The following is an 18,478-nucleotide window of genomic DNA, read 5'->3' as shown; positions in this document are numbered from 1 at the left end:
CTCCACTCCACGGTCACGCGCAAACCGATTGTCGGCCGCGACAGGATATTGCGGACGATCCAGGCGGCCGGCGCGTCCTATGACCATATGCGTCCGACCTATCATGAAGCGATCGGCAACAGGAGCTTCGCGGAATATGACGCGAGGATCGCGGGCGGGCCGGAACTTCACTGCGTGGCGGCGATCACCCGGAAGGAATCGGGCGCGGTGGAGACCATTGCCTTCCCGCGGCTAAAGCTTCCCCCGATGGGCAGTTCCCATCTGGCGGAGCAAGAAGGCCAAGAAGGCGAAGGCAAGCCACCCTGACTTCTTCAGTTGCTCGTTTCGGTCTTTCCCGACTCCGCCTCTGAACTGTTGGCGAAGCGGCGACGCAAGGGAATGCGGGTATCGACATCCGCGACGCCCAGCCGTTCCTTGACGGATTTCCGCGCCCGCTGGAGGATTTTCTCCGCGGTTTTCAGGTCGGTCGTCATCCGCGCCATTACCAGCGCGCCCAGCGCTTCGGAAAAGGCGGCGTTCGCGGCCTCCTCGGGATCGTCGACCCCGGCGCGCTCCAGCAGCCGGGTCACGCCGTCGATCAGTCCGCGCATGCCATTGCTCAGCCGCCCACGCCCATCCTCCGAAAGATGGGCCAGCTCGCTGGTGAGCGACGGGATCGGGCACCCCGTCTCCGGATGGCTGCGATGGGTCATCGACAGATAGCCGTCGAAGAATTTGGCGATCGCCGCGCGGGGCTCTCCGACATCCAGCAGGCCCAAGAACCGCTCATAGCGTTCGTGGAACATATGCTCGACCGAATGGGCGACCAGATCGTCCTTGGACGCGAAATGGGCATAGAAGCCGCCGACGGTAAGCCCGGCCGCGGACATCACATTCGCCACCGCCACCCGGTCAATACCCTGGCAACGGATCGCCCGCGAAGCCTCCGTCAGGATGCGCTCCCGCGTACGCGCCTTATGGTCGCTTGGATATCTCATGCATAATCCCATAAGTGACCTGACCACAGCCGCTTACAGGAAAAAACGCGCCTCTTTCCCAAATGACTGTTTGCAGCCAACATAATATTATGGCCGTTCAGTTCAAGGGGTTTTCCCAAGGAGCGACCTACTCCGCTGTCAATCGTTGCATCCGGGCCAGATCGGATTGAAGACATTAGGCGACCAGCCGATATTCGGTGTCATTGACCAGCCGGATCGCGCCGCCCCCGCCTCGAACGTCTAGATCGGCAGAATGGCAGCCGAAAACCTCCACCTCCAGCAACAAGCTGCCCGGACGGAAGCCGCTCTGCAAGGTCGGCTCCAACTGCCGGGCCGCTGGGCCGCCCATTTCGCCTATGAATGGGTACGCAAGGACGATGTCAGGATCGACACCGATCTTGTCGACCTCTTCGAATTCAGCGAGACTTCCGGATTGATCAAGAGCCTGAAGATCATCTTCGACCGGTAATCCCGCGCGCCTGCCTTCCGGGCCACGCTCCCCCGGCAGAGCTTTGCGTACACGCAAAGACTGGCCCAACCCGGCCGGGAACGGCTATGATCGGCCGGAACCATTCAGGAGCCCGCGACCATGCCGAACCCCAGTCCCTGGCAACATCATCGTCAAGCCGGCCTGGCCGACGACATCGATTTCGAGATCAAGGGCCAGGAACTGCAATTTCTGGAAATAGAACTCGATCCCGGCGAAAGCGCCGTGGCGGAGGCCGGCGCCCTGGTCTGGAAGGACGCGGCCGTCGGCATGACCACCGTCTTCGGCGACGGCAGCGGCGGCAGCGACGGCAGCTTCATGGGCAAGCTGCTGGGCGCGGGAAAGCGGCTGGTGACGGGGGAAAGCCTGTTCACCACCGTCTTCACCCATAATGGCCGGGGCAAGGCGCGGGTCGCCTTCGCCTCCCCCACCCCCGGCGCGATCCTGCCGATTCGCCTCGACCAGGTCGGCGGGCGGCTGATCTGCCAGAAGGACAGCTTCCTCGCCGCCGCGAAGGGCGTATCGATCGGCGTCCATTTCCAGCAGCGGATCATGACCGGCCTGTTCGGCGGCGAAGGCTTCATCATGCAGAAGCTGGAGGGCGACGGCTGGGTGTTCGTCCAGATGGGCGGCACCATCGTGGAGCGCGAACTGGCCCCCGGCGAACAGCTTCACGTCGATACCGGCTGCGTCGCCGCCTATACCGACACGGTGGATTTCGACTTGGAGCGCGCGGGCGGCGTGCGCAGCATCCTGTTCGGCGGCGAAGGCCTGTTCTTCGCGCGCCTGACCGGGCCGGGCAAGGTGTGGATACAGTCCCTGCCCTTCTCGCGCCTCGCCGGCCGCATGCTGGCGGCGGCGGGCAGCCGCGGCGGCCAGAATCGCGGCGAAGGCTCCGTGCTCGGCGGCCTAGGCGACCTGATCGGCGGCAATAATTAGAGCATCGTGCGCAAAAGTGGGAACCGGTTTTCCGCTCAAACCGATGCGACAGAAACCCGCAGCGCGCGGCCCGCGCCCGATTTGAGCCATCGCGCGCCATAGCCGTCCGCCGCTCTTCCCCCCACCCCCAAACCCCACCGCAAGCCCCCCCATCGGCGCGCCGCACAACCGGCCCGCCGGTGGCGCGCCCCCGCGCATGACCGCCATCCCCCTTGAGCCGATATGTGCATGAACATCGACACATGACGTCCGCAGCCTTTTCACGGCCATGAAAATCCATTATTATTCAAAGCCATAGCGGACGAATCCGCACCAACCATCTTGCGAACCCGCAACGGCGCCGGGGCAATCCGCCGTTCCGGGAAGGAGGTTCAACAAAGGCGGCACAGGGCCGCTCAACAACGGGGTCGTACCATGCGCATTTTCTCTCTTCGCCCGCTTGCGGGCGTGCTGTTCGCGTGCGTGCTCATATTCTGCATGAGCGAATGGGGCCTGTCCCTCACCGCCGACACGGAAAAAATCTCCGCGCCCACGCCAGCGGCGAAAGACCCGCCGGGCATCGCCTCCATCCTCACCAACGGCTTTTTCGGCCGGACCGCCAACCCGACGCCACAGATCGACTTCTCCCGCCCCTCCCCCAGCCCCTGGACCACGGCGCTGGGCAGCAGCAATCCCGCCGCGCTCTTTCCCACCACCGCCGCCGCCGCCCGAACCGGCGGCCCGGCCGGGCGCGCCGCCGGACCGATGGCGCCGGTCAGCACCATGCTGGCCCTCTCCACCGCCGCCACCGCCGCGCAGGCAGGCGATTTCGCCAATTTCGACTTCGCCGGCGGCACCCGCTACCCTGAACAGGCGACCGCGTCGGTCGGCCCCGCCTTCTACCGCCCCGGCGCGACCGTCGCCTATGTGCCGATCACGCTCGACCGCCCGACGCCCAACACCGTGATCGCGCGGGTGATGACGGAGGATGGACCGGGCCTCGTCCGCGGCGTGGCGGGCATCAACTATCGAAGCATCTACAAGGCGGTGATCTTCCGCCCCGGCGACCCGCTGACCAAGACGGTCTCCGTCCCCATATTGCTCGGCGTGCCGCAGGCCGACTTCATCGTCCGCTTCGTGGAGGCTCCATGGGGCGGCAAGATGGGCACCGACCGCGCCTTCGTCCAATGCGATTTCCAGCAGGAACCGACGGCGGAACAGGTCGCGGGGCGCGAACCCCGCGCCTTCCAGCCCACGGGCACGCTCCAGTGGAGGATGAGCCGCGAAACCCTCAAATGGTCCGACGCGGGCCATGACAAGGCCTGGTCGACCAAGCTGCCCAATGGCCGCTCGCAACCGGGCAATCAGGAAACCGGCATCTATCTCGACGGCTGGGTCTATCGCGACTATGGCATAGAGGCGCCCCTGCGCTACACGGACGATGGGCTCGTCATGCACACGCAGAAGCTGAAGCAGCCCATCGCCTGGGACGGCGTCCCCTATGACTATGGCGCGGTCGTGCTCAGCGGCCACAACACCCGGCCGGTGCAGATCGGCTACGGCCAATATGAATTCACCGCGAAGATGCCGAACCGGCGCGGCTCCTGGCCCGCCTTCTGGCTGATCTCGACCGCCGGCTGGCCGCCGGAAATCGACATTTACGAAGGGTTCGGCTTCGAAAGCTGGTGGGATTTCGACCGCTACACCGCCAACACGCTGCACGGCGGCGCCAACATCACCCGCACCTTCCAGCAGGGCGTCTTCATGAACACCGAAGAGGTCTACGGCATCGGCGGCTTCACCACGGGCTTCCACAGCTTCGCCGTCGACATCCAGCCCGACTATATCACTTGGTTCATCGACGGGAAGGAGACCTATCAGGCGGTCAATCCCTTCGCCGGCTTCCGCTGGTACCCGATCATGAACGTCGCGGTGAAGACGACCGGCGACTATGCGGACGGCACCGGCGACATGATCGTCCGCGACATCAAGGTCTATGCGGACGGGGGCTGAACGAAGGCGTCGCGCGGCCAGGCCCGACCATCCCACCCCCGTTCCGGGCCCGACGGATATTCGGCAACCCCTCCGCCTTCATGCTCCCGCCCCGCGCGGGAGCATGCGACGGATAGGGAAGACCGCGCCCCTCAGAACTGATCGAAGATCAACCCCATGCGCGGACTGAACAGCCGGTCATAGGCCTTCAGCAAGGCCCCGTCGGTCATCCCGGCGATATAGTCGCAGATCACCCGCGGCGCCTCCTCCCCCGCCCGCACCAGCGCCCATTGCTCGGCCGGCAGCAGGGTCTCCGGCTCCGACGCCAGCGCCTCGAAGACGGACACCACCATCTTCTGTCCCTTGAACTCCAGTTGCTGCACCCCGGCGCTGCGGATCACCTCCTGATAGACCGCGTTCCTCAGCGCGCCCAGGAACCGCGCCGGCCCCTCCTGCATCCCCGCGCGGTATCGGACCAGCGGCTCCTCGAACTCCTCCCGCGTGTCGATGCGGCAATGGGTGATCAGGTGATGCACCATCCGTCCGATGCAGCGCTTGCGCCCGCCGCCCTCGCCGAACAGCGTCCCGACCAGCCGCTCATAGACATTATTCTCGGATTCGCCGGGATATTTCCGCTTGAGGTGGACCAGGAAGGACGCGCATTCCTCCTCCGGCACCAGCCTGCGAAAGGCCTCCTCCCCGATCAGGCGCAGCGCCAGCGCACCCTCCAGGTCATGGACGCCGAAGCCGATGTCGTCGGCCACGTCCATGATGCTGCAATCGAAGGATTTGTGGATCGCCCGGTGGTGCCTGCCGACCTGCGGCTCGATCGCCGTGAACGCCTCCCGGTCGGCGCTCGACAAGGGCGCCAATATCCATTGCACCGCCTGCCGCTCCGTATCGAGATAGCATTTGGGCGGCTTGCTGGCGGCCCGGTCGATGATGCGGATGGAAGAAGGCCTGCCGCTCAGCCGGGGCGCGCAGGCGGGATTGCAGGCCTGCGCATAGGGGACCGGATATTTGAGCACGCCCAGCAGCGTCCGCCGCATGAGATTGGCCCCCGCCCCGGCCGAAAATTTCTCCAGCCGGGCCAGGATGCGCAGCGTCTGGCCATTGCCCTCGAACCCGCCCGCCTGCCGCATGCAGTAATTCAGCGCGACTTCCCCGCCATGGCCGAAGGGCGGATGGCCCAAGTCATGGGTGAAGCCGATGGCCTGGATCAGGCTGTGGTCGGGCAGATGCGGGATCGCCGGGTGGTCGGGGAAATCCTGCCGCAACTGCCGCGCTATGCCGCCCGCGATCTGCGCGACCTCCAGCGAATGGGTCAGCCGCGTGCGATAGAAATCGCTGTCGCCCAGGTTCAGGATCTGCGTCTTGCCCTGCAGGCGGCGGAAGGACGCGGAATGGATGACCCGCGCATAGTCGACATCCGCTTCATTGCGGGCGTCCTCGCTCTGCGCCTGCCAGTTTTCCTGCCGTTCATACCAGTTCATGCCACTCTTCTCCGGCGAATCCCGACCGCCTGTCGCTTGGCCGGAATATAGGCCGCTTCTCCCGCGCAGGCGCAGGAAAACCGGTTCATGCTGCTTCCTCCATGCCGATCCTCATCCCACCCCGCCCTCATTTGCCTATTTGAACTATTTATGCCACATCTATCCCAAACAAGCTTCAACTTCGCGCAAGAGGGCAGGAATGAACGCAGTGGTAACCCAGATCGGCGATCTGGCGGAGGCCGGCGAAAAGATGGTCGAACGCCTGCGGCGCAAGGCTTTTCTGCCGGATAGCCGCAAGGAACTCAACATCCGCTTCGGCATCGCTGAAGCCGCGCAACTGCTCGGCTGCTCCACGAATCGCATCCGCATGGCGGAGGAGGACGGACGCCTTCCCCCTGCCCCGCCGACCGAAAACGGCCGCCGCCCCGGCTACAAGGTGGAGGAACTGCTGAACATGCGGCAGGTGCTGGGCGCCTCGCCCGAACGCGCCCCCTTGGACATTCCCGCCATCATCGCGGTGCAGAATTTCAAGGGCGGCGTCGGCAAGTCGACCGTCACCACCCATCTCGCCCATTATTTCGCGGTGCAGGGCTATCGCGTGCTGGTGGTCGACTGCGACAGCCAGGCCACCACCACCACGCTGTTCGGCTTCAACCCGCATTTCAACATCCAGCGGGAAGAAACGCTCTACCCCTATCTCTCCATCGACCCGACGCAGGTCGACCTGCTCTACGCGGTCAAGCACACCGCCTGGCCCAATGTCGACCTCATCCCATCCAATCTCGAACTGTTCGACGTGGAATATGAGCTGGCGGCGGCGGGCAGCGACGGCGGCTCCGTCCTTGCGGCGCGCTTCCGCAAGCTGAAGCAGGGCCTGATGGACCTTGCCCGCCATTATGACGTGGTGCTGCTCGATCCGCCGCCGGCGCTGGGCACGATCAGCCTCGCCGTGATGCAGGCGGCCAATGCCCTGCTGGTGCCGCTGGCCGCGACCACGCCCGACTTCTGCTCGACCGTCCAGTTCCTCTCGATGATGGATCAGGTGATCGGCCAGCTGCAGCAGGCGGGGATAGAGGTCGACTATCAGTTCGTCCGCCTGCTCTGCTCGAAATTCGACAGCAACGATCCCAGCCATTCGATGGTCCGCGCGATCATGGAACAGAGCTTCGGCCCGGCTCTCCTGCCCATTCCGATCCTCGACAGCGCGGAAATCAGCCATGCCGCGCTGCGCATGATGACCGTCTATGAACTGGAAAAGCCGATCGGCACGCCGCGCACCCACAAGCGCTGCCGCGCCAATCTGGACGAGGCCATGGGCCAGATCGAGGCGCTGGTGCGTCAGGGCTGGGGCCGCGTCGCCCCTGCGCGGGAAGAGGACATCGTCAATGCGGCATGAAGCCCCTTTCCGCATGTTCATGATATGTTCCCGGTTTGCCGAAAGGGAATGCCATGGCGCGTAAGCAATCCGACTATCTGGCCGCCCTTCTCTCCGACGAGCCCGAGGCGGCAGCGGCAACGCCCGTCGAGCCGGAGGAGGCAGGCCCGCCCGCATCGCCCCTCTCCCCCTCCTCCTCCCCCTCCTCTGGCCCGGCCGCGCCGCGCCAGGATCGCGCCCGCGGCACCACCCTGCTCGGCCGCGAATCCGCCCTTGCCCGCCTGGCCTCGGGCGAGGTGCGGCAGGTCACGCAATTGCTGCTCGACCCGGCGAAAGTCCGGATCTGGAGCGGCAATGCCCGCCTCTATGCGCATCTCAATGAGGAAAATTGCCGCGAACTGATCGACTCGATCATCGCGGAGGGCGGGCAGAAGGTGCCCGCCGTGGTCCGCCGGATAGAGGGCGATCCCGATCATGATTATGAGGTGATCGCCGGCACCCGCCGCCACTGGTCGATCAGCTGGCTGCGCGCCAACAGCTATTCCGACATGATGTTCGTGGCGCAGGTCGCCCAGCTCGACGATGAGGCCGCCTTCCGCCTCGCCGACCTCGAAAACCGCGCCCGCAAGGACGTCTCGGACCTCGAACGCGCGCGCAACTATGCCGATGCGCTCAAGGCCCATTATGGCAGCCACCTGACCCGCATGGCCGAACGGCTGAAGCTCTCCAAGGGATGGCTCAGCAAGATGATCAAGGTGGCGGGCATCGAGGACGCGGTGATCGACGCCTTCGCCTCCCCGGCCGACGTCCAGTTGAAGCCCGCCTATGCGCTGGCCCAATCGCTCGACGACCCCAAGGGCGCGCCCGCCATCCGCGCGGAGGCGAACCGCCTCGCCTCCGAACAGCGCGCGCTGCGGTCGGCGGGCGCCGCGCCCATCCCGGCCTCGGATGTGCTCAAACGCCTGCTCGACGCCCCCCGCGCCGCCCAGTCGGCCCCCAGGGAAGAACCCTTCACCTGGACCACCCACTATGGCCGTCCGGCGCTGACGGTCCAGTCGGTCAACCGCCAGGGCGTCACCATCCGCCTCCACGCCGGTTCGGGCGCGGACATGGAAACGCTCGCCACCGCGCTGCGCGACACGCTCGAACATCTCGAACGGCAGGGCATGGGGCTCCAGCGCTGATGGAAAGCGGGGGGCACAGGACATATGACGGAAGCGAAAGGCCGGTCGAACCGGCGGCTTCCGCCCTGCCCCCCGTTTCCCCGGGGAAACATCAGCCCCTTGTCCCCGCCGCCCCATGGGAAACACGTCCGCTGTTTCCCCGGGGAAACAGCCGATCCCCCATCCCCCCGGCCACCAGCCCGCCCTCGCCGGCATCCCCGGCCAGCGCCGCCAGCGCCGCCAGCTTGGCCTGGTCGCCGCACGGCCGCAGCCACGCATCGGCTCCCATCCCGACATGCGCCCCTCATTCCATAACTCCCGTCCATTCTCCGGAACGTTCTTGGAATAGCCCCCGCGCGCCCCTCCCCTCCTCTGCCGCATCACGCCATGGGCTGACGCTCATCTTCAGGACCCGCCCATGACCCGCGCTTCCAGGACCGAGATCACCGACCAGTTCGAACTCTTCCTCCCCTATATCGCGGACATGCCCCTGCGCGACCAGCGCGAGATGATGGAGCGCCCCTTCTTCAGCCTCGCCAAGTCCAAGCGGGTCAAGCCGATCGACTACACCTCCCCCGACGGCAAGGCCTGGGTCCATGTCTCGGCCAATCCGGACTATGGCATGGCCACCATCTGGGATGCCGACATACTGATCTACTGCGCCTCCGTCCTGGCCGACATGGCGCGCCGCGGCCTCAACGACATCCCGCGCAAGCTGCACCTCATGCCCTATGACCTGCTGCGCGCCATCCACCGCCCGACGACCGGCCGCGCCTATGAACTGCTCGGCCAGTCGCTCGACCGGCTCGTCTCCACCACGATCAAGACCAACATCCGCGCCGAAAACCGCCGCGAAGCGACCTTCAGCTGGCTCGACGGCTGGACCCAACTGGTCGACGAACGCACCGAACGCTCCCGCGGCATGACCATCGAACTCAGCAACTGGTTCTATGAAGGCGTGCTGATGCAGGGCGGGGTGCTCAGCATCGACCGCGCCTATTTCGACCTGACCGGCGGCCGCGAACGCTGGCTCTACAAGGTCGCGCGCAAACATGCCGGCGGGGCAGGGGAGGGGGGCTTCGCCATCTCCATGCCCACCCTCTTCGAAAAGTCTGGGGCCGAAGGCGCCTATCGCCGCTTCAAATTCGAAATCGCCAAGATCGCCGAACGCGATCCCCTGCCCGGCTATACGGTCGAACTGGAACAGCCCGACGGCAAGCGTGAACCGTCGCTCCGCATGCGCCGCTGCCCCCAGGCCGATCCGCTCCCGGCAACCGTCGCCCGCCGACCGGCGACGGCCTCGCAATCCACCCCTCCCAAGACAACGCCGTCCCCCGCACCAACCGACGCCGACATGCTGGTCGATGCCGGCAGCATGATCCGCCGGACCCTGGCCGGAATGTCCGCCAAGGCCAGCGCCGGGGAGATCACGGACGCGACCATGGCGACCCTGCGCGCCGACTATCCCGGCTGGGACTATCAGACGCTCCATCAGGAGTTTCGCGACTGGCTCGAAGCCGACCCCACCCGCACGCCTGTCAATTATCAGAAGGCGTTCATCGGCTTCGTCCGCCGCTTCCACGAGAAGAACCGCCACCGCCTCTAGAGCATCGTGCGCAAAAGCGGGAACCGGTTTTGCGCTTAAAAGGATACGACAACAAAAGCCTGGAGCGCGCGGCCTGCGTATGATTTAACGCAGCGCGCTCCAGAGCGGGTTTCGCTCCGATTCCATCAGGTCGCCGCTCCACATTCCCCGTCTTCCGCGATTCCCGCCAGATTCGGAACCGGTCGCCTGGAAATCGCTCCAGAGCGCGCTGCATTAACCGGACGCAGGTCGTCACATCCTTTCAAGCAGAAAACCGGCCCTGCGATGCCGAGCCGCATCCCAAAAGGCCAAACCGCTTGACCAAAACCGGCCCAAAACTCGCGCCATATCCCGACCCTGCAATTCAGCCGACGCACCCCATGCCCATGCAACGCCGAAATGCCGGGGAGGGCGTTCCCGAAGTGTCGGGTAGCGCTGATGGGAAAGGACAACCCGTCAAACACCCCGATAGCGGACCTCAATCCGCCCCGGAATTTGAACGTCCTTTCCAACACCCCCCTCCAATATGATTCAATCCCCCACCCACCGACAACAGCAAATCGCATGCTTCGACACTCCGGGAACACCCTTCGCCCCTTTAGGAACGTTTCCCCGACATTTCAGGAACGCCAGCGTCGACACTATAGGAACGGACCAACGATCCTATGGGAACAGCGATCCAACGCCGACTCGTGCTCTTATGGCGATTCGCCTCCCGCATCCCCGCCCAGTAACTCTTTAACTTTCCTAGAAACCTTATAACCTGGGCGAGACATATTTTTGGCAAGAAACTGGATGAGAAGCCTTGGGCAGCGCCGTCTAATGCCGCCCTGTCAGTCTTTCGACCTGCGCTACCAGTTTCGTCGCGCCCTGGTGCGAAACGCCCAGCAGCCGCGCGACCGCCATCTTGCTCAGCCCCGGATAGGCCAGCTCAAGCCGCATCAGCAACGGGGCCTTGCTCCGCCGCGTCACCTCCAGTTCCACCGGCAGCCGAGCCAGCTTCGCCTCCAGCCGATCCAGTTCTATCAACCCCTGCGCCGCCTGGCGCGCGACCATGGCGGCAATCTCTCCCGCCAAAGAAGCGGCATCGTCCGGCAGGAAGCGCGGCAACCCGACAAGGCAGGGCAGGTGACGCAGGCTGAGCCCCGCCGCCACGAAGGCGCCGGGAAGGTGGCAGGCAAGCACCCAGCCCATATCAAACCGTCGCGGATCGATGCGCCATTGCCGCCCGTCGGCCGTCGTCACCAGATGCCCCTCGGTGACGGGCGTATCGAGGCTCCCCCTCGCATCGATCAGCCGCTGCGCGACCGCCGGCAGGGTGCCGGCAGCGTAGGGGGCGTCCAGCAGCATCTGGGCCATGCGCCACGCCGGGCCGAAGCGGACCAGATCCTCGGGCGCCCACAATCCCACCTCCTTGCGGTCGTCAAGCAAGGTGCGGGAGATGTTGAGGGTCGCGCGCGCGACCGGGTCCCGGTCATCGCCTGCCGACAGCGCAAAATGGAAGAGCGCGGCGACGGAAAGCGGATCGTTGAGCCCCTCGCTATGGCGCGGCGGCGGCGTCCGCCCGCAAATCCAGTTCTGAAGCTCCGCAACCGACACCGGCACGCCGGCAAAGCCCGACAGCATGGAGGCGCCCTTCAGCCTTGCCCTGGCCAGCCAGACATCGGTCGCCGGGCTGTTGCAAAGCCGCCCGTCGAGCTGCCCGAGAAGAAGCAGGGCATGATCCGGCGAAGCTGAAAAATCCTGCATTTCCCATGGATAGCGCAAGATGGACTACAACCAAAGAGGCGAGTTGGTTGTATATGCTATGATGGTGGGGAAGGCAGCTGCTCCGTCTGATCGACGGCGAATGGCCACGCTCTTTCTTATGCCATAATGCAGTAACGCCCGCCAGCGTCAATCGAACATCCAAAGTGGGGACCCGAACAAAAGCCCTGAAATAAGACGACGCCCCTCTCGGACACGTCCGTCGGGTAAAGGCGAAAGGGGAGGGCATCCAACCGATCCGCAAAACGGGAACAAAAGAGGAAATAGTGCTATTTTGCCCTGGGAAGCCCGTCAGGCACCGGTGGGCAGTCAAATATAGACAAGCTCATCGACACCGCCCTTTGCCTTTCAGAGAGCTTCCCAGCCTGCCCAAATTTTAGGCACTAGGCCCATCGATCTGTTCTCCCGTCCCACAGGAACAATGCGCCGGCTGCCGTAGCTCCTATCCTGCTGGGGATCGCGAACGTCATAGAGCCGCACGCGATGGATAGGGCGGCATCGATTCACCCCACGATGACCTGCTGCGGAGAAACTCATCATCATATCAAAGGAACAGGAACGGATGCCGCAACACGCCCGGCCTATATTCGATCGCCCCCGACGGGAGCAGGCAAGGGCACCGCCTGATCGACCGGACAACTGAAAGTCCCCGCAGAGGATCATGGGATATATTCATGATCCAGTGCAGCAATCTTCACCGGCATCCGGCCTTTGACAATCGCAAAACGGAGTCAGGCACGACCAAAGCCCGTCCATGACCATTATAGGGCATCCCAATCGAAGAGCCCGTTATCCCGAGAGGCACGGAGCGATATCATCCAGCGAAGACTTTCACCCATCGGATCATCTTGCATTGCTGGCAAAGCTCGAACATTGCATCGCAAGGCAAGGGCGTCTCAATTGTGGTAATGGAGATGGATAGATCAACAGTTCAAGCCGCTGCCACCATTCTCGCCGCCTCCCGGTAATTGCGATTGCACAGCGCGATTTTCCGATAGCCTTGACCCCGCCGCCATCAATAAAGTCCAGCCCTCATCGGCCGCATCCTTGAAAGGAAAACGCCCCGAACGACATTTGCGTCGTTCGGGGCGTGATCTTGGTCGGCGGTCCGGATCGTCCGAACCGGCCAGACGTACAATCAGGCTTTTTCGGCCACAGGCGCCTTGGCGGACTTGGCTGCCGGCTTTTTCTTGGGAGCGGCCTTGGCGGGCGCCTTGGCAGGCGTTGCCGCCTTGCTTCCCGCCGCTGCCTTTTCCGCAGGCTTGGCAGCAGCCGGAGCGGCAGCGTCCTTCTTCGGCGCGGGCGCCGATGGCGTAGCGATGGAGAGGCGCTTGCGCGATGCGGCGGGCTTGGCAGCCGGAGCCTTGGCGGCGGGCGCCTTGGCAGCAACCGGCTTCGCCTCGGCAGGCTTCGTTGCGGGCGCCTTTGCCTCAGGGGCCTTTGCCGCCGGGGCTTTCGCTTCCGCAGGCTTGGGAGCGGACGTCTTCGCAGGGGCCTTGGCCGCCGCCGGCTTGGCAGGCGCTGCCTTTGCAGGTGCTGCCGTTGCAGGCGCAGCCTTGGGAGCAGCGGCCGCCTTCGGAGCCGCTTCGGCCGGCTTCTTGGCATTCACCGGCTTGCGGCCAAGGCCAAGCTTCGTCGCGACGGCGCGCCGCGCTTCCGAATAGTTGGGCGCGACCAGCGGATAGGACTTCGGCAGGCCATAGCGTTCGCGATAGTCATTGGGCGACAGGCCATGGCTGGCCAGGTGGCGCTTCAGCGTCTTGTACGGCTTGCCGTCGATCATGCTCAGAATATGTTCGGGCGAAGACAGGCTTTTGCGGACCGACACGGCCGGCGTGTAAGTCGGCGCCGCCTCCTCCTGGGGCTTTGCGGCAAGATCATCAGTCAAGGCCAGACGCGTGGTCCGAATGAGGTCGGCAAGACCTTCGCTCGCTACATTATTGTTGGAGACAAAGGCACTCACCAGCTGAACAGTGAGCGTCGTGATGTCAGGCTGGTTGTTTTCAGACATTGGCCCCGCTTCCCATCTTTGAGTAATAGAAGCGGCCTTTTGCGCGGTTTTGCGTTAAATGTAAATCCGAAACGACTTGACAGCCCGTCCGCATGCTGTCGAACAGGAACAAACAAGCTCATTTTGTTTCGAGATGGGACAGCCTGACCGCGCAATTCCGTCCGCCGGGGTGGAACCATCTTCGCCATATCATTCGCCAGTCAACGGCGCGAAGGCAGGGCGCCTTGAACAGCATAGGCAGGGCGCTCATCTATATTCGCCTGCCCAGTACCAGTGTTCGACCGGCGGGCGACAATATTTGTCGACAGCGAAACCTGTTCTGCACAAAAAAAAGGCCGGTCTTTCGACCGGCCTACTGAGTTTAGGAGAGGATGCCTGAAAGGCACCCGCCAAATGGCGCGCCGGACTTCCAATGGCAAATGCGAAGCGCGGCGATGTGATTGCGTTGCGCGCAATTCCCGGCGCCGGCTTCATATCGCACCATGTCGGAATGCCCTGCCACGGACGGCGCATCGTTCAGGGCGAACGCTTCGCGACGAACGTCCATGCCGCGTGCGACGCACCCGGCAAAGATCGCGCATATGTCTGAAAAGGGCAGGGCGGGGGTCCATCCCGCCAGACTGGCGCGCGCCCCGCCGGTACGACAGGGGCGCGCCATTCGATCAAGGAAGGGATGGCGGCCCGTTCGTCCGGGCCGATCCTTCCGATCTTGCATCGATGAAGACTTGGGCGGCCAGGCGCGGCCGCCGAAGATCGTCTTCAGCCGTTCAGCTGGTCCTTCACGGCCTTGGCCGGGGTAAAGGTCAGCTTCTTCGAGGCGGCGATCTGGATCACGGCGCCGGTCGACGGATTGCGGCCTTCGCGAGCGGGCTGGTCCTTGACCTTGAACTTGCCAAATCCGTTCAGCGAAACTTCCTCGCCCTTCGCGGCGGCACCGGCGATGGCGGAGAAGACGCCGTCGACATATTTGCGCGCGTCGGCCTTGGTCAGGCCATGGTCGGCGGCCAGTGCTTCGGCGAGTTCAGTATTGTTCATGATGATCTCCCTTTCGTGGACGGATGGTCTTAACCTGTCTCTTCGCACTCAACTAGCCCCTTTGCGACCGGCGAACAGCGAAAATCGGCAGTAAAATCGCGTTATTGGCGCTTTCGGATGGGAAAATGACCCCGACCGGAGCCTTCGGGCCGCCTTTCCCGCCGGCGGCAACTCCTCCGCCCGGGTTCCGATCCGCCGCACGAGCAGGCATTTCGCCCGTGAAAAGGGCCCTCCGGGCGGCTGTTCCGCCAAAATGGTCGCAATTGTCGCGCGCCCCGCCCGCGCCGTGCCGGGGGTGGACCGCCAAGGGCGGGACTTTGGCCCGGCGCAGCCCTTTTACAAAAGCTTGCGGATAGAACCGATCCGGTCGCGGTTGCAGATGAAGGCCGCGTCATTTTCTCCCATCCTTCCTGCACGGCGGCCCCTTGCGGCCGGAATGGCGTGGGACGATGTGGCGGCAGAGCATGGCGGGGATGGGGTGGTGCAGGCGCGCGGCGCGGGCGGTCGCGGTGGGCCTCGGGCTGATGCTGGCGGTCCCTGCGGCGGCGCAGGACGCAGCGCCCGGCCAGCAAAGCGCCGCCCCGATCATCGACCGCGACCGCACCGACCGGCTCGAACCGCAGATCGCGCCTCCGCCTGTCGCCGCGCCGCGCCCGGCGCCCTCGGTCCAGGTCGCGCCCGCGGCTTCCTCCGCGGCCCAGACGCTGCTGACGCGGCTTATCTATAGCGGAACGACGCTGCCCAAATCCCGGCTCGATGCCGCCACTTCCCCCTTTATCGGTCGGCCGCTGACCGGTGAAACGCTCCAGGCCATCGCTCATGCGATCAGTGCGACCTATGCGAAGAGCGACATCGCCTTCTATTCCGTCTCCATTCCGCCCCAGCTGCCTGGCGGCGGCGTCCTGACCGTCCGTCTGGTCGAGGGGCGGGTCAGGGATTATCGCCTCGCGGGCATGTCGCCCAGCATGCCCGCCGGGCTGATCGCCGCGCATATGCGCCGGCTGATGCGGGACGCGCCGCTGCGCAGGAGCCGTCTGGAACGGACATTGGCGCTGCTGCGCGACATTCCGGGGCAGACGGTCGACGCCCGGCTGCGCCAGTCGGGCGCGCCCGGCGATCTCCTGATCGACCTCATCGTCAAGCGCAAGCAGGTGCAGATCGGCCTCACGATCGACAATAGCGGGGTCAGCAATGTCGTGCAGGGCGTGCAGGCGCAGATGTCGGTCACGGTCAACGGCCTTGCGCGCGAAGGCGACAGCACGCGCATCGCCGGCTACCTGCCCTTCTATCCCGACCGCTATCAATATTATTCGCTCAGCCACAGCACGCCCATCGGCAGCAATGGCCTGACCCTGGCCGCGCAGGCCGCCCATGTCGAAACCCGTTCGCGCGACAGCAGGACGACGGGTGAGGCGACATTGGCCGGCCTGACGCTCAGCTATCCCGTGCTGCGGTCGACAAAGTCCCAACTGTCCGTCACGGCGTCCCTCGACGGCATCGACAGCGACAATTATTTCCTCGACATCCGCTTCGGGGATTACCGGTCGCGGGCGCTGCGCCTGGGGGCCTCCTGGTCCCGCGCCGACGCAAGGAACGGCTATGCGGTTTCCACGGTCGTCAGCCAGGGGATCGACGCGCTGGGCGCCCGGCCCTTCACCGGCTTTTCCGAAACCGGCTTCACCAAGGTCAATGTTCAGGCCATCGCAGTGAAGGGGATCAGCAGCAGGCTCAGCCTCCGGACTTCGGTCAAGGGCCAATATTCGAAAGACGATCTTCCGGTGACGGAGCGCTTTCCGCTGGGCGGCCGGGGCGCGGGCATGGCCTTTCGCACCGGAACGCTGACGGCGGAACAGGCCCTTGCCGGCAGCGCCGAACTCTCTTGGTCGCTGCCCGCCCGGTCGCCTGTGCTGAAGGCCAGCGCGCTGTTCGTCGCGCTTGACGGTGCGCTGGCGCATGGCACGGCGCGGCCCGCCTACCGCCTCGCGGCGCGGGACTACAGCCTTGCATCGGCGGGGGGCGGGCTGCGGCTGGGCCTGGGCGCGAAATGGCGGGTCAGCGCGGAAGTGGCCGTGCCGGTCAAGCGGCCCGACCCGACCCTCAGCCGCAAGGCGCGGTTTTTCTTCGGGGTGGGGCGGGCATTTTGATCCGTCCTTTTGCGAATACGCAAAAACAAGAAAATGGGAAGCAAGACATGAACAATGTGTGGGAGGTATGGCCCTCGGCCCTGACCGGGGCCGAATGCGACGCCATCGTCAAGCGCGCGGCGCTCTATCAGCCGGAAAGCGCGACCGTCGGCTTCGCGCAGGCGGTGCGCAGCGATCATGCATATCGCTCGTCCACCATAAGCTGGCTGGACGTTCATCGCGACAAGGACATTGTCGACCGGCTGATGCAGTTCGTCCATTCTTCCAACCGCACCAATTTCGGGATCGACATCGCCGGCCCCTATGAACTGCAATATACCGAATATCATGGGCGGGCTCAGGGCAAATATGACTGGCATCAGGATGTGTGGCTGGAATCCTCCCGCCCCTTCGACCGCAAGCTGTCGGTGGTGGTGCAACTGTCCGACCCGGATGAGTATGAGGGCGGCGCCTTCGAATTTTTCGGCCTTCAGCAGCCGGGCGTCAATTTCGCGCCACGCGGCAGCATGCTGATCTTCCCCTCCTTCCTCCAGCATCGCGTCCTGCCGGTGACCAGAGGCGTCCGCCGCAGCCTGGTGAGCTGGATCGAAGGGCCCCGGTGGCGCTAGAGCCAATCGACATTCAGCCCTGACGGCCTGCAAATGACGCTTTTCCGTGCTTCCGGTGCTTACCTACCTTGAGTAGGCTGCGCTCCGGGTCACGGAAAACCACCCTTTTACCTTCGGTGGCCTTCGGCTCGGCTCGTCATCATCTGAATGTCGATTGGCTCTAAGCCGCCGCTGACGGTCCGATCCTCCGATCTCTGATCTTCCGGCGATCGAACCACGATCGGCGCGGCCCGCATGGATGCGCGCCGACCGCAGCCGCAACCCATGCCTTCCGTCGCCGCTTCGAAGGAAAATGGACCATATCGGAAGCAATTCCGCGAAGGACGATTTGCTTGCCCTGAACCCGGCTTTGCGGACGAGGGACCTTAAGGATGCCGCCAAAAGCCGCCGGATATGCGGATTCCCTGATCTTTCGACCAGCTTTGCGCAGGCGGCAACAGGCTTTTGCGCGCTGAACCGGGACCAATATCGGCAAAGCCGGCCGTTCTGACCAGACCGGTTTCTTCTTGACGCGGCGATAAGGACTGCCGGGCCTAACTTGCTCCCGTTGCGATCTGCTCGCAGGAAAACAGGGAGTCTTGCAATGCCACGTTATGGATCGGTCCGGTCGGGACGGCACTATCTGCTGTGCGCCACGGCGATACCTCTTCTTTTGCTCAGCGCCTGCGCCGACGGCGTGGGCTTCGACATAGGGGCGGGCGGCGGCCAGTCCCCCTCCGGTCCCAGCGGCCCGACAGGTCCGACAAGTCCCACCGGCCCGACCAACCCGTCCGGTCCCTCGGGTCCATCCGGCCCGTCCGGTCCCTCCGGTCCCAGCGGCCCCACGGGTCCGGGCGGCCCCGCCGGTCCCACCAGCCCAACCGGCCCAGCAGGCCCGACCGGCCCCTCCGGTCCCGTGGGCCCCGGCGGTCCGACCGGCCCAG

The 18,478-nt window shown here is 64.7% G+C and carries 16 protein-coding genes; 9 read left to right on the top strand and 7 right to left on the bottom strand.

Going from position 1 to position 18,478, the window contains the following annotated elements:
• The first annotated feature begins 48 nt into the window (after positions 1-48).
• Positions 49-306, top strand: coding sequence for a hypothetical protein (locus A8G00_RS15455; protein ID WP_044661013.1), 258 nt, complete (start codon positions 49-51; stop codon positions 304-306).
• A gap of 5 nt (positions 307-311) precedes the next feature.
• Here the strand turns inward: A8G00_RS15455 and A8G00_RS15450 are convergent, their stop codons facing one another.
• Positions 312-977, bottom strand: coding sequence for a TetR/AcrR family transcriptional regulator (locus tag A8G00_RS15450; protein ID WP_025551441.1), 666 nt, complete (start codon positions 975-977; stop codon positions 312-314).
• Positions 978-1,230: 253 nt separating this feature from the next.
• Between A8G00_RS15450 and A8G00_RS15445 the strand changes: the two genes are divergently transcribed.
• The 3 genes from A8G00_RS15445 to A8G00_RS15435 all read left to right on the top strand — a co-directional run bounded on the left by A8G00_RS15445 (position 1,231) and on the right by A8G00_RS15435 (position 4,395).
• On the top strand, positions 1,231-1,446 hold the full coding sequence (locus A8G00_RS15445; RefSeq protein ID WP_025551439.1) for a hypothetical protein: 216 nt from the start codon (positions 1,231-1,233) through the stop codon (positions 1,444-1,446).
• A 120-nt stretch (positions 1,447-1,566) separates the two neighbouring features.
• Positions 1,567-2,403, top strand: coding sequence for a TIGR00266 family protein (locus tag A8G00_RS15440; RefSeq protein WP_025551437.1), 837 nt, complete (start codon positions 1,567-1,569; stop codon positions 2,401-2,403).
• Positions 2,404-2,817: 414 nt separating this feature from the next.
• Entirely contained in the window at positions 2,818-4,395 is a 1,578-nt protein-coding gene (locus tag A8G00_RS15435) for a family 16 glycosylhydrolase (RefSeq protein WP_025551435.1), read from the top strand.
• A 131-nt stretch (positions 4,396-4,526) separates the two neighbouring features.
• Here A8G00_RS15435 and A8G00_RS15430 read toward each other — a convergent pair whose 3' ends face one another.
• Entirely contained in the window at positions 4,527-5,867 is a 1,341-nt protein-coding gene (locus A8G00_RS15430) for an anti-phage deoxyguanosine triphosphatase (RefSeq protein WP_103001092.1), read from the bottom strand.
• Positions 5,868-6,066: 199 nt separating this feature from the next.
• On the opposite strand from A8G00_RS15430, the gene A8G00_RS15425 reads away from it, so the two are divergent.
• Both A8G00_RS15425 and A8G00_RS15420 read left to right on the top strand, forming a co-directional pair.
• Entirely contained in the window at positions 6,067-7,263 is a 1,197-nt protein-coding gene (locus A8G00_RS15425; RefSeq protein ID WP_013054122.1) for an AAA family ATPase, read from the top strand.
• Positions 7,264-7,316: 53 nt separating this feature from the next.
• Positions 7,317-8,426 (top strand): ParB/RepB/Spo0J family partition protein, encoded by a 1,110-nt coding sequence (locus A8G00_RS15420; RefSeq protein ID WP_044661012.1) that lies wholly within the window; start codon positions 7,317-7,319, stop codon positions 8,424-8,426.
• 91 nt (positions 8,427-8,517) lie between these two features.
• Here the strand turns inward: A8G00_RS15420 and A8G00_RS25230 are convergent, their stop codons facing one another.
• Positions 8,518-8,694, bottom strand: a complete 177-nt coding sequence (locus A8G00_RS25230) for a hypothetical protein (protein ID WP_172451871.1) — start codon at positions 8,692-8,694, stop codon at positions 8,518-8,520.
• A gap of 129 nt (positions 8,695-8,823) precedes the next feature.
• Between A8G00_RS25230 and A8G00_RS15415 the strand changes: the two genes are divergently transcribed.
• On the top strand, positions 8,824-10,011 hold the full coding sequence (locus tag A8G00_RS15415; protein ID WP_103001091.1) for a replication initiator protein A: 1,188 nt from the start codon (positions 8,824-8,826) through the stop codon (positions 10,009-10,011).
• 798 nt (positions 10,012-10,809) lie between these two features.
• Here A8G00_RS15415 and A8G00_RS15410 read toward each other — a convergent pair.
• The 3 genes from A8G00_RS15410 to A8G00_RS15400 all read right to left on the bottom strand — a co-directional run bounded on the left by A8G00_RS15410 (position 10,810) and on the right by A8G00_RS15400 (position 14,803).
• Positions 10,810-11,739, bottom strand: a complete 930-nt coding sequence (locus tag A8G00_RS15410; protein WP_103001090.1) for a hypothetical protein — start codon at positions 11,737-11,739, stop codon at positions 10,810-10,812.
• Positions 11,740-12,895: 1,156 nt separating this feature from the next.
• The gene (locus tag A8G00_RS15405; RefSeq protein WP_037483436.1) at positions 12,896-13,768 is read right to left on the bottom strand and encodes a MucR family transcriptional regulator; all 873 of its coding nucleotides are present in this window, start codon (positions 13,766-13,768) and stop codon (positions 12,896-12,898) included.
• Positions 13,769-14,527: 759 nt separating this feature from the next.
• Complete coding sequence (locus A8G00_RS15400; RefSeq protein WP_007684484.1) at positions 14,528-14,803, bottom strand: HU family DNA-binding protein; 276 nt, start codon at positions 14,801-14,803, stop codon at positions 14,528-14,530.
• A gap of 449 nt (positions 14,804-15,252) precedes the next feature.
• Here A8G00_RS15400 and A8G00_RS15390 point away from each other — a divergent pair, with 449 nt between their 5' ends.
• Together A8G00_RS15390 and A8G00_RS15385 are read left to right on the top strand one after the other, a co-directional pair.
• Positions 15,253-16,947 (top strand): ShlB/FhaC/HecB family hemolysin secretion/activation protein, encoded by a 1,695-nt coding sequence (locus tag A8G00_RS15390; RefSeq protein ID WP_242495899.1) that lies wholly within the window; start codon positions 15,253-15,255, stop codon positions 16,945-16,947.
• Between the two features lie 47 nt (positions 16,948-16,994).
• Positions 16,995-17,555: a 2OG-Fe(II) oxygenase gene (locus tag A8G00_RS15385; protein WP_025550470.1), complete on the top strand. Its 561-nt coding sequence runs from the start codon at positions 16,995-16,997 to the stop codon at positions 17,553-17,555.
• Between the two features lie 618 nt (positions 17,556-18,173).
• Here A8G00_RS15385 and A8G00_RS15375 read toward each other — a convergent pair.
• Positions 18,174-18,478: hypothetical protein (locus A8G00_RS15375; RefSeq protein ID WP_216365624.1), on the bottom strand; the 305-nt coding region annotated here is incomplete at its 5' end.

It is taken from the genome of Sphingobium sp. SA916, from assembly GCF_002894065.1.
Taxonomy (GTDB): domain Bacteria; phylum Pseudomonadota; class Alphaproteobacteria; order Sphingomonadales; family Sphingomonadaceae; genus Sphingobium; species Sphingobium fuliginis.
Note: the sequence above shows the minus strand (reverse complement) of the source record. Positions and strands in the feature narration are given on the sequence as shown.